Source organism: Microcoleus sp. w1-18aA5, assembly GCF_036701705.1.
Classification (GTDB): Bacteria; Cyanobacteriota; Cyanobacteriia; order Cyanobacteriales; family Microcoleaceae; genus Microcoleus.
The window spans coordinates 1-11814 of the sequence record NZ_JAUPTE010000052.1 but is presented as its reverse complement, the minus strand read 5'-3'; the positions used below and the strand labels follow the sequence as shown (position 1 = coordinate 11814).

The 11814-nt window shown below is 48.5% G+C and carries 11 protein-coding genes; 8 read left to right on the top strand and 3 right to left on the bottom strand.

Going from position 1 to position 11814, the window contains the following annotated elements:
* Nucleotides 1–96: 96 nt before the first annotated feature.
* Nucleotides 97–1110, top strand: coding sequence for an aldo/keto reductase (locus Q5691_RS18445; RefSeq protein WP_333346206.1), 1014 nt, complete (start codon nucleotides 97–99; stop codon nucleotides 1108–1110).
* Between the two features lie 106 nt (nucleotides 1111–1216).
* Nucleotides 1217–2224 (top strand): aldo/keto reductase, encoded by a 1008-nt coding sequence (locus Q5691_RS18440; protein ID WP_333346171.1) that lies wholly within the window; start codon nucleotides 1217–1219, stop codon nucleotides 2222–2224.
* A 372-nt stretch (nucleotides 2225–2596) separates the two neighbouring features.
* On the opposite strand, the gene Q5691_RS18435 is transcribed toward Q5691_RS18440, so the two are convergent.
* From Q5691_RS18435 to gyrA, 3 genes are all read right to left on the bottom strand, one after another.
* Nucleotides 2597–3889 carry a ribonuclease D gene (locus tag Q5691_RS18435; protein WP_333209533.1) on the bottom strand — a complete coding sequence of 431 codons (1293 nt, stop codon included), beginning with the start codon at nucleotides 3887–3889 and terminating at the stop codon, nucleotides 2597–2599.
* A gap of 220 nt (nucleotides 3890–4109) precedes the next feature.
* Complete coding sequence (locus Q5691_RS18430; protein ID WP_333209534.1) at nucleotides 4110–4766, bottom strand: Uma2 family endonuclease; 657 nt, start codon at nucleotides 4764–4766, stop codon at nucleotides 4110–4112.
* 118 nt (nucleotides 4767–4884) lie between these two features.
* A complete protein-coding gene (gene gyrA, locus Q5691_RS18425; protein WP_333209536.1) occupies nucleotides 4885–7596 on the bottom strand; it encodes a DNA gyrase subunit A in 2712 nt (903 codons plus the stop codon).
* Between the two features lie 93 nt (nucleotides 7597–7689).
* Between gyrA and Q5691_RS18420 the strand changes: the two genes are divergently transcribed.
* From Q5691_RS18420 to Q5691_RS18395, 6 genes are all read left to right on the top strand, one after another.
* The gene (locus tag Q5691_RS18420) at nucleotides 7690–7839 is read left to right on the top strand and encodes a hypothetical protein (RefSeq protein WP_333209537.1); all 150 of its coding nucleotides are present in this window, start codon (nucleotides 7690–7692) and stop codon (nucleotides 7837–7839) included.
* Between the two features lie 152 nt (nucleotides 7840–7991).
* On the top strand, nucleotides 7992–8915 hold the full coding sequence (locus Q5691_RS18415; RefSeq protein ID WP_333209539.1) for a histone deacetylase: 924 nt from the start codon (nucleotides 7992–7994) through the stop codon (nucleotides 8913–8915).
* Between the two features lie 313 nt (nucleotides 8916–9228).
* Nucleotides 9229–9417: a hypothetical protein gene (locus tag Q5691_RS18410; protein ID WP_015175516.1), complete on the top strand. Its 189-nt coding sequence runs from the start codon at nucleotides 9229–9231 to the stop codon at nucleotides 9415–9417.
* 583 nt (nucleotides 9418–10000) lie between these two features.
* Nucleotides 10001–11023: an ATP-binding cassette domain-containing protein gene (locus Q5691_RS18405; RefSeq protein ID WP_333209614.1), complete on the top strand. Its 1023-nt coding sequence runs from the start codon at nucleotides 10001–10003 to the stop codon at nucleotides 11021–11023.
* 155 nt (nucleotides 11024–11178) lie between these two features.
* Nucleotides 11179–11508, top strand: coding sequence for a DUF433 domain-containing protein (locus tag Q5691_RS18400; protein ID WP_333346168.1), 330 nt, complete (start codon nucleotides 11179–11181; stop codon nucleotides 11506–11508).
* A 9-nt stretch (nucleotides 11509–11517) separates the two neighbouring features.
* Nucleotides 11518–11751: a DUF5615 family PIN-like protein gene (locus Q5691_RS18395; RefSeq protein ID WP_333346165.1), complete on the top strand. Its 234-nt coding sequence runs from the start codon at nucleotides 11518–11520 to the stop codon at nucleotides 11749–11751.
* Nucleotides 11752–11814: the final 63 nt, after the last annotated feature.

Here is an 11814-nt window from a genome sequence, read left to right as displayed (position 1 = left end):
GTAGGCTTAGCCGCAGCCTCGTTATTGAGTCGTATGTCCGCCAGTGCACAGTCTGGTCCGGCGGATCGCCCCGCTGACGGAGAGTCGTCGCCCACGATTGAGGGACGCCGCAAGCTTGGTACCCTGGAAGTCTCTGCCGTTGGCATTGGCGTCCAAAACATGAGCCGCACCTATCAACAGACCATCCCCACCCGGTCTGAGATGTTCAACATCATTCGGACAGCCTTTGACCGGGGCGTCACCTTTTACGACGCGGCGGAGGCTTACGGGCCGCATGAGGTGGAACGAATCTTGGGCGAAGGCGTGGCTCCGTTCCGAGATCGGGTCGCGATCGCAACCAAGTTCGGCTGGAACATCGATCAAGAAACCGGTGAGCGCCGTCCGGGACTCAACAGCCGCCCGGAACACATCAAGCGGGTAGTCGATGGTATGCTCAAGCGCCTCCGCACCGATCGCATCGATCTTCTCTACCAGCACCGAGTTGACCCACAGGTTCCAATTGAAGATGTCGCCGGCGCAGTCAAGGAGTTGATGGCGCAAGGCAAGGTTCTGCACTGGGGTCTGTCCGAGATGGGGCTGAAAACGTTACGCCGCGCTCATGCCGAGTTGCCCGTAAGCGCCGTTCAGAACGAATATTCGATGCTGTGGCGTGGGCCGGAAGAAGAGGTAATCCCTCTCTGCCAGGAACTGGGCATCGGCTTTGTTCCTTGGAGTCCGCTTGGTGTGGGTTTTCTGACAGGTGCCATTGACGCCCAGACGCGGTTCGCTCCTGGTGACATTCGCGGCGTTGAGTCCCGGTTCTCGCCCGAAAATCTGCCGCACAACCTGGCGATCGTGGAATTAGTCAAAACCTGGGCTGAGCGGAAACAAGCCACTCCTGCTCAAATCGCGCTGGCGTGGCTCTTGGCACAGAAGCCGTGGATCGTCCCCATTCCCGGCACGACACAGATGCCGCACATGATCGAGAACATCGGCGCGGCAGCCATTCGATTCACGCCTGCCGAACTCGCCGAAATGAACCGATCTGTTTCGGCGATCGAGATTCGTGGGGCACGTCTGCCAGACGCAGTGCTGGTTTTTTCGGGTGTAGAAGCGCCCCCGAAGCCCTGAACGTTCCAAACCTACTTTGCTGAACATGAAACCATCCAAGCAATAACAACCCTGAGCGTGAAGTAAGACAGTTTCGACCTTTAATTCAAAGACAGGAGTTCAAAAAATGCAAAAGCGCAAACTTGGAAACAGTAATCTGGAAGTCTCGGCGATCGGGCTCGGCTGCATGGGAATGAGCTTTGGCTACGGTTCGCCCAAAGACACGCAGGAGATGACCGCTCTTCTGGCGGCCGCCGTCGATCGCGGAATAACATTCTTTGACACTGCCGAAGTCTACGGCCCGTACTTAAACGAAGAGTTGGTGGGTGAAGCCCTCGCTCCCTTCCGCGGGCAAGTGGTCATTGCTACTAAATTTGGGTTCGACATCAGTCCGAATTCCGATCCTCGTGGCATGAAGGGTTCACCCGGACTCAATAGCCGACCGGAACACATCAAAGAAGCCGTGGAGGGTTCGCTCAAGCGGCTCAAGGTGGAGGCGATCGACCTTCTCTATCAGCACCGGGTCGATCCGAACGTGCCGATCGAAGACGTGGCAGGAGCAGTGAAGGAACTGATTCAGGAAGGTAAGGTGAAGCACTTTGGACTCTCTGAAGCAGGCGTGCAAACGATTCGGCGCGCCCATGCCGTTGTGCCAGTCACGGCTCTTCAGAGCGAATACTCGCTGTGGTGGAGAAAGCCTGAAGCGGAAGTGATACCGACCCTTGAGGAACTTGGCATCGGACTTGTCCCGTACAGCCCGCTGGGAAAAGGCTTCCTCACCGGCAAGATCGACGAAAACGCGACCTTCGACAGTTCCGACTTCCGCAGCACCCTGCCTCGCTTCACGCCGGAGGCTCTCAAGGCGAATCAAGCCTTGATTGATCTGCTCGGTAGTATTGCAGAACGGAAGCAGGCAACACCGGCTCAAATCGCGATCGCCTGGCTGCTAGCCCAGAAACCGTGGATTGTTCCAATCCCAGGCACTACGAAGCTGCATCGCTTGGATGAAAACATTGGGGCAGTCTCCGTCGAACTCACATCTGACGATGTGCGTGACATCGATGACGCCGCCTCCAAGATCGCGGTGCAAGGGTCTCGGTACCCTGAAAAGCTGGAGCAAATGACCGGTCGCTGAGCAGCGAAGAATAGGTTCTCTCGTTGACATTTCTGTCACCGTAGCAGACTACATACGCGAGACCAACGACTGCTCCGGCAATACCGTCGAGTGGATGGAAAAGGTCAGCGGTGAACAAGACTTGATTAAGATCCGAATAAAAGGAAAATAGGCGTTGCTGATTTACGGTATGCAAGGCAAAATAGGCAAGTCATAGAAACCATTTTCGACACAGTTTCTGGATTTTAAACTTATTTTTTCATACCCTGATTAAGCAACGCCTCTGTGCGAATGTTTTGTGTGGTTTAATTGCCTATTGCCATCAACCTAAGAAGCACTCTCTTGGGTTTGATTGGGTTTTGCCTCCTTCTGCTTAACCAGAACTGACGTTAATTAAAACGGAATTTCTTCCTCTTCATCTTCCACAGTCTTCGCCGTCATTCGCCAACTGGTAATATACTCAATTTGCACATCAATTTTGTTAAGCGCATCCCCTAACCGCTTTTGGATGTATTGAGTCAGCGTCACCATAAAATCTAACTCAACTCCCACAGATAGGGCAAGTTTTGCTAAGCTAGCAAAATCTACCTTCAAAATCGAGGAACTAGATAAGTTAAAATGGGGAGTATTTTCCTGATTTTGCACCAACATTGCTTTTTTAATCCGCTCTTTCAGATGCTCAACTTCAGAATCCAGCAACTTCCATTCAGCCAAAATTTCTTTGTACCTTTCCCCCAATGCTGTTAAATCCTCACTCTCCGGTTCCGGTACAACTTTCTTAGTAGATTTCCGCCGTTGCTGTAGGTTGGAATTCAAGCGCCTACTAGCAATCTCCTCAACTTCTAAAGATGGATCGGCGATGAGTTGGCCTAACTGTTTTTGAATTTCTTTCGTCAGCGTCACTGGAAAATTTAACTCAATTCCCTCAGTTTGCGTCAGTCTTGCCAGCGTCATAAAATCTACTTTCATCGTTATCGAACTGGAAAGCTCAAAATAAGAACTATCTTTAAGCTTTTGCGCCATCATCCCCGCTTTAAATCGTTCTTTGACTTCAGAAATTTCTGAGTCTAGTGGCTTCCACCGAGATTCTATTTCCTGATATTTTTCGCCCAATGCAGTTAAGTTTTCCGTTGCCGGTTCGGGGTAACATTGGGCAAGGATTTCTAGCAGGCGGCGATGCACTCCAGCTAAATAAACCGCGTCCATCTTGGCATATTCTAGCTGCTTCTGGGTGAGGGGACGCTTTGCCCAATCGCCGCTTTGTTCTGTTTTATCTACATAAGCAATGCCGCAAAGTGTTTCTATTAAAGTTTTGAGTTGTCGATTAGGTAAGGGCAGAATGTAAGCTGGAATCTTTCTCGCCATTTGCAATGTGCAGGTGACATTTTGAGCGTCGTCATTGCCCATAAATCTGATGTCATAGCTGGCGTTGTGCAAAACTTTTTCAATATTTGGATTGACCATGATTTGGTTGATGAAATCTTTTGCCAATTCTGGTTGATCCAAGACATCTAGTAGAAAAGTGGCATCTCCCGTGGAATCTGTGGAGTCAGCTAACACCTGAATCAGAGATAATCTGGGGTTGGATTTATAGTCAGCGATTTCTGTATCCACCCACAGAATTTTAGCTTGAGAAAATTTAGCGATGAGTGCTTTGATGTCGTTTGCTGCTGTTAAATAAGGCATTTTTACCGACTTTTGCTATTAACTTTTTGATTATATTATGCTATAGCAATTATCGGATCGATTGTCAACGATTCAAGCGTCGGGCATGGCATTGTCGTGTCCTGGACACACGCAAACCTCAGAAACCCGGTTTCTTCCTATATTCCTCGTTCCTGTTCGCAAAACTCGTAGAAACCGGGTTTCTAGCCTCCAGTTAAAAAAAAGAATACAGTCGATCGCACTATTGACAATTCTCACGAACTTCCTCTAAAAACCAGTTGCCTACTTCTGTATTGTCTGTCTGGCGACTGCGGCGCAAACCTTCCTCTAATAAAGCAACTTTTAGCCCCGGCAAAACTTGAGATTCCGTCAGCCGTTCGCTTCCCCGGTTAGCAATTATTTTGAAAGCAATAACTTGCGCTTTTTGTACGTCTACTACCCAATATTCAGACACTCCTAATTCTTCATAAATCATTCTTTTAGTACCCAAATCGTCAACGAGAGAACTGTCGGCAATTTCAATCGCTAAATCAGGGGAAACTGCGCTATCCAAATTCACTACCGAACTGCCGCGAGGTGCCGTTTGTACCCGGTCTCCGATGTAGTAAGAAGCATCAGGTTGAGCGCCTCGGACACCCGTTTTGGCGTAGCTACAGTTGACCAGCAGTCTCATTTTTATACCTTTAGCAATACCAAATAAATTGATTAAGATGACGATAATTCCGTTGTCATCAGCATGATCAGCCCCGACTGCTGCCCTTTCAATCCTCAACTGTCCGTTGTAGTAGTAGCATTTTGCTCGATCGTACTCCGGCTGTTTAATAATTTCTATATATTCATCCCAAGTCGCTGTAACCCAGGTATCAGTTAGTAGTTGGGTTTGGAGTTGACTCATCATTACCTCACCGGAAAAAATCTTTGACTTTTGAGGGAAAACTTCAGAGTAGGGGCGATCGCATTTTTACCATTCAGCAGTAAGGTACGCAGCGCGCACCTTACAAACTATTAACCTATGACTATTCTGCCACTTCCTCAGATTCCGATTCTTCGGCCGATTCTTCACCAGCAGGCGGCACTAAAGCCACAGCTACGATCGAATCATCCTCATCTAACCGCTGCACCCGCACACCCGTTGCTGTGCGCGATTGAGTAGAAATTGCACTCACAGCCTGACGGATAATAATACCTCGGTTGGTAATGATCATCAATTCGTCATCTTCGTTGACAATTCGCAGCGCAGCTACCTGATCCTTACCCTTTTTCGACTTAAATTTAGTAGCAGTCAATCCCTTGCCAGCCCGTCTTTGTAGGCGGAATTGAGAAACTGGAACCCGCTTGCCGTAGCCGTTGGTGGTGATTACCAACACTGAAGGAACTTCGCTGCTAACTGCCGAAATTTCTTCGACATCTTCGCCTTCAATTTCCTCGGCTTGCAGTTCTAATTCTTCATCTTCCACTTCCGCATCTTCAGTGTCCAATTCAGCAATTTCTGCTCCTTCAAATTCCGATTCGCCAGTTTCTAATTGAGCAATATTAGCTCCCTCAAATTCCGAATCTTCCGTTTCCAGTTCAGCAATTTCCGCAACAATTGAACTGGGCAAAATGTCCATGCTAATCAACTCATCGCCCGATCGCAATTTCATCGATTTTACACCCCGCGTCGCGCGGCCGACTGGGCGCAACTGTTCGTGATTAGTGCGGAAATGAATTGCCATCCCTTGGCGCGTACCGATGATGATGCTGTCACCAACTTTTGCTCTCCGTACCCAGCGCAGTTGGTCGCCTTCTTCTAGAGAAATCGCGATTAATCCATTAGTGCGGATGTTACCAAAAGCGGAAAGTGCGGTTTTCTTGATGTAGCCGCCGCGAGTCAGCATGACCAAGTATTCTTCGCTGGTGAATTCTGTGACTGACACCATAGAAGTGATTTTTTCTTCTATAGGAATCGGCAGCAGTTGCACCACGGGAGTGCCGCGGGCCGTCCGGGAACAGACGGGGATTTGATAAGCTTTTACAGAGTAAACTACGCCCCTGTCGCTGAAGAACAAAACGCTATCGTGATCGCAGCAGGAAAGGAAATGTTCTACTCCGTCGTCTTCTTTCATTTTCGCGCCTGCTTTGCCGCGAGTAGCGCGACTTTGGGCCTCGAAAGTGCTGACCGGCATCCGCTTGATGTAGCCTTGTTCTGTGATCAGAATAATTGCTTGTTCGTTGGCAATTAAATCTCTTTCATCGATTTCTCCTTCGGCGTGTTCGATCACACTGCGTCTAGGAGTGGCGATTTTGGTTTGGATTTCGACTGCTTCAAATTCGGCAATTTCTAAGATGCGTTCCCGACGCGCTAAGATATCTTCCAAATCGGCGATTTTTGCTCGCAATTCTTCGTGTTCTTGCTGAATTTTTTGCGCTTCCAATGCTGTCAAACGCCGTAACTGCATTTGCAGAATTGCGTCGGATTGCTGTTCTGAAAGACCGTAATTATCTATCAATTCTTGTTTGGCTGCGGCGGAGTCGGCTGCGGCGCGAATTAGGTGAATAATTGCATCTAAGTTGTCTAGGGCAATTAATAAGCCTTGCAGAAGGTGGTCGCGTTCTTCTGCTTTGCGGAGCTCGTATTGAGTCCGGCGAGTAATTGTCTCAATGCGGAAGTCTAGGAAGACATTGAGGAATTGGGAGAGCGTAAGTAGTTGGGGTTCCCCATTTACTAGCGCTAACATATTGGCTCCAAAGTTGGCTTGGAGGGGTGTTTGTTTGTAGAGGTTGTTGAGGACGACGCGGGGATAGGCGTCGCGCTTGAGTTCGATGACGATCCGCATTCCGTCTCTATCGCTTTCGTCGCGAATGTCGGAAATTCCATCTAATCTTTTGTCGTTGACAAGTTCGGCAATTTTCTCAATTAGCGCTGCCTTGTTTGTTTGGTAAGGCAATTCGGTGATAATAATTGCTTCTTTGTCGGGGCGGCCAGGATGTTCGATGGTTTCAATGCCAGCGACTCCGCGCATTGTAATCGAACCCCGCCCGGTGGTGTAAGCATCGCGAATGCCGCCTCTACCCAGAATTTGCCCTCCGGTGGGGAAGTCCGGGCCGGGGATGTACTGCATCAATTCCAGGTCAGTAATTGCTGGATTGTGAATTAGTGCTACTAAACCGTCAATTATTTCGCCTAAATTGTGCGGCGGAATGTTGGTGGCCATCCCTACAGCAATCCCCGATGAACCGTTGAGCAAAATTTGGGGGATGCGTGCCGGGAGTACGAGGGGTTCTTGCTGGGAACCGTCGAAGTTGTCGCCAAAATCAACTGTTTCCGAGTCGATGTCGCGCAGCATGGAGTCGCTAGTCAAAGCTGTGAGGCGACATTCGGTGTACCGCATGGCAGCGGGCGGGTCGTTGTCAACGGAGCCGAAGTTGCCGTGGCCGTTGATCAGGCGTTCCCGCATGGAGAAATCCTGAGCCATCCGCACCAGGGCGTCGTAAACCGCTGTATCTCCGTGCGGGTGATACTTGCCCAGCACCTCCCCCACGACGCGGGCGCATTTGCGGAAAGGTCGATCGGGAGTCAAGCCCAATTCGTTCATGGCGTAGAGAATGCGTCGGTGAACGGGCTTGAGACCGTCCCTGGCATCTGGTAGCGCCCGACCGACAATTACGCTCATGGCGTATTCCAAGTACGATCGGGACATCTCATTACCCAGATCCGTCGGGATTATCCGCGACTCAGAGATACTCATAGGTTGAAAAACTCCGTTAAAAATTTAAATTTGACCGCTATAAATCTCAAAAATGCGATAAAATCGGTTTGGATTCAGTAGAGCTGCCAAATATTGCAAATTACTCCTGAAATTATATCACAATTTGCCTTTGAATTTATGGGAAAGTTGCCAGAAAAATTAATGGGCGAAACAAGGGAAATTCGTAAGTTGGCAGTTGGTGATTTAGTCATCAATTGGCAAAAGCTAGAAATGGTTTTTTAGGGGGAAGGCTTTCATGCTTTGGTGAGTTTTTTGAGGGTTATCTAAAAAAATAAAAGGGTTTCCCGATCGCAATTGTAATTTCACAAAACCGAAGGCCTTCTTAAAGCAAACTAAAAATCTAAAATCTAAAATCTAAAATCTAAAATCAGCCGATGCTACCCGTCATCTACTCCGAAGATTTCTTGCTACACAAGACTGGAATGCTTCACCCAGAGCGACCAGAACGTTTAACGGCGATCGTCAACGCTCTGAAAGCTGCTCCTTGGGCGGCTCAAATTGAGTGGCAACTGCCCACCCCAGTGGCGCAGCGCGAACAACAACTGTTCTCGGCTATCAAAAAAGTTCACTCGCAAAGATACATCAAAGAAGTCGAACATTTGGCTCATCGGGGAGGTGGCTACCTCGACGGTGATACGCCGATTTCAGCAGAAAGTTACGATGTAGCGCTGCTAGCGGCGAGTGCTTGGCTCGATGGGGTCGATCGAGTGGTGGCTGCGGGGGAACCGGCTTTTGTGCTGGCCAGACCGCCGGGACACCACGCCGAAAACGCCCGCGCGATGGGTTTTTGCTTGTTTTCCAATGCTGCGATCGCCGCTCACTACGCCTTGGAACAGCCGGGAATCAACCGCGTCGCCATCCTCGACTGGGACGTGCACCACGGCAACGGCACTCAATCTTTGGTGGAAAGCTGCCGCCAAATTGCCTACTGTTCCCTGCATCAATCTCCGTGCTATCCGGGAACTGGAGATGCCGAGGAGCGCGGTGCCTACGACAACGTGCTGAACATTCCCCTCTATCCCGGCAGCGGCATAGCTGAATACCTGAGCGCCTTTGAATCTCTTGTCGTGCCTTTTTTGTCAAAATTTGAACCGGATTTGTTGATTGTCAGCGCTGGTTATGACGCTACTGCGTCTGATCCGCTGGCGAGCATGACTCTGATGCCGTCAGATTTCGGTACTTTCACCGGATACTGCCTGCAACTCACCCGCCGCATAGCTTTTGGTTTGGAGGGGGGTTACGCGCTGAAAGAGTTGGCCGAGTCGGTTGTGGCGACTATTGACCGATGCCTCAATTAGCTGGAAAATTGACCTAGGGAAAAATAAGGTTGAGAAGCGGTGAGGACGGGATGGAGAGTTGTTGAGGGCGATCGTGCTTGATGGTCTTTTTCCCTCTGACTTCTGATTTCTGACTTCTGACTTCAGTGACAAGCATCACAAAGTTAAGAGATCCAAGTCACTTGGCATCAAAGTCTTGGTCACAGATTTTTAACCAAAAAATCACACATTGTCAATGTGTTCGATCGCCTTTGAAGTCGCTCTCAGAGTGCATAATACAAAAACAACAAGCCTGTTAAAATTTTATCTGTCTCAATCAACTAGGAGGTTTATCATGTCAGTATCCCAAATGACACTTGAAGAGTTATTTGGTCAGGTCATGTTCTCCAGCGTCGTGACTCGCCACGACCGGAGACAGCTCAGATCTGCACTCTTAGAAAGAACACTGAATGAAGATGAGTATGCCATCATCAACCGACTGCTGTACAACGTTCGTCGCGGTTGGGTAAAAATTGTCGATTAAAGACGTGGCAGCCACTCTCTGTAGGAGATTTAACACCATTTTCGATTAAAGAATTGGTAATTACTCATAACTATCGGGGTTGAGATCACGGTCCTACAGTTACATTTTTTGGGAACTCGTTACAAGTAGAACTTGCCAAGTAGGGAAGTTTTTTGTGTTTAATAGTTGCCTCGAAAGTGTGATGTGTTTGACCAGTGTGTTAATTATCAAAATCTCGCTACACATCTGCCTATAGGTAGAGATAATTAAAAAATAACAGGTTTCGGGTGCATCTCTACTTGTTGAAAACTTATGAGTTTTGAGTTGTTAACTGAAAAGTTATAATTAACTCAAGACTCATAATTTTTTGGATTTGAGAGGGGACATTGGAGAGTGGGAAAACTGATGAAGATCAGGGTTGAAAACCGCTATAAAGTTAATATTTATTAAACTGATATTAAGAATCAAAATTATAAGCAGTTTCCGGTTGAGGAGGAGTGTGCGATCGTTACCAGCACAGCCAGTCGCATTAGTCGATCGACCATTCCGGCAATTTGAGCTCAGAAGTGTCAAAATATTAACAACCAGTTCATCCCCAAAATATATGGCTCCCGCCGTTTTAATTGAAAATCTTCAGAAACGCTACGGCACTGTAGAAGCCGTTAAAGATGTTTCCTTCAAGGTAGAACCGGGGGAAATATTTGGTTTGCTAGGCCCCAACGGTGCAGGCAAAACCACAACCCTGCGGGTACTTTGTACTTTGAGTGCGCCCGATAGCGGACGCATTGAAGTGTCTGGCATTTCTGCTGTCAGTCAGCCGAGAATTGCCAGACAAAGACTCGGCTACGTCGCCCAAGAAGTGGCTCTCGATAAGGTGCTGACGGGGCGGGAACTCCTGCAACTGCAAGCAGCGCTTTACCATTTGCCGCGCCCTACGATTAAAGGGCGGATTGACGAAATGGTGAAACTCCTCGGTTTGGAGGAGTGGGAAAATAAAAAGACGGGCACTTATTCCGGCGGTATCCGCAAACGCCTCGACTTAGCTGCTGGATTGCTTCACCAGCCGGATGTTTTGGTGTTAGACGAACCGACTGTCGGGCTCGATATTGAAAGTCGGGTGGTAGTGTGGGATTTCCTGCGGCGCTTGCGGGAAGAAGGTACGACGGTTTTGATTACGAGTCACTATCTCGAAGAAGTTGATGCTTTGGCCGATCGCGTGGCGATTATTGACAAGGGTACGGTGATTGCTGAGGGGACGCCGGAGGAGTTGAAAAATCGGGTTGGGGGCGATCGGGTGACTCTGCGGATTCGGGAGTTTTCGCCGATCGAAGAAGCTGAAAAAGCTAAAAAACTGATGCAATCTTTGCCTTTTGTGCAGGAAGTAATTGTCAACACGGCTCAAGGAAATTCTCTCAATTTAGTAGTAACACCGCAAAGCGATGCGCTGGTGACTATTCAGCAAGCTTTAAAAAATGCGGGACTTCCTACTTTTGGGATTGCTCAATCTCGGCCGAGTTTGGATGATGTGTATTTGGCGGCGACTGGTAAGACGCTGTTGGATGCGGAGTTGGCTGCTGCTAGCAACCGCGATTTGAAGGCTGAGCAAAAACAGGCGATGCGATCGTAGTTTGAGGGAAGAGAAAAGTTCGGCAACGGATTTTGTAACGGATGTAACGGATATAAGGAACAGGGAAGAAGGAAGAGAAAACCTTCTTCCTTCTGCTATATAATCTTAAGAGGAGAGTGAAAAAATACGCTCGTAATTTGGGGGGATATTAATAGATGAATCTTGTTTTGGAAGTTGAAGCGCCTCCTTTCCGAGAAGATGCAACAGGTGCTATTCGGGTGGGAAACTCAAGAGTTTTGCTGGAATTGGTGATTCGAGCTTTTCAGGATGGTGCGTCGCCGGAATCTATTGTGCAGCGTTATTCAACTCTGTCATTGTCCGATGTCTATAGTGCGATCGGCTATTATCTCCGACACCAAGAAGCAGTAGAAGCTTATCTCAATTATCGCGAGCAATTAGCAGATTCCGTCCATCAGCGTTTGTTAGGCATTCAACCCGATCTGGGCGTTATTCGATCGCGCTTGTTAGCCCAAAAACAATCTTGAGGATTAACTATGCTGCGGCTGTTGAGCGATGAAAATTTTAATGGCGATATTGTTCGAGGGCTTTTCCTGCGTCAGCCAGACCTTGACTTGCTTCGCGTTCAGGATGTTGGTTTGCGAGAAGCTGACGATCCAACAATTCTCAACTGGGCGGCCCAGAACGATCGCATTGTGTTAAGCCATGACCGGGCAACTATGCCAGATTTGGCTTACGAACAGTTGAGGGATAAGGAACGGCTCTCCTGAGTTTATGGTGTAAAATGTACATACTAATACATTTACCATTATGAGCTTCCATCTAGACTATCT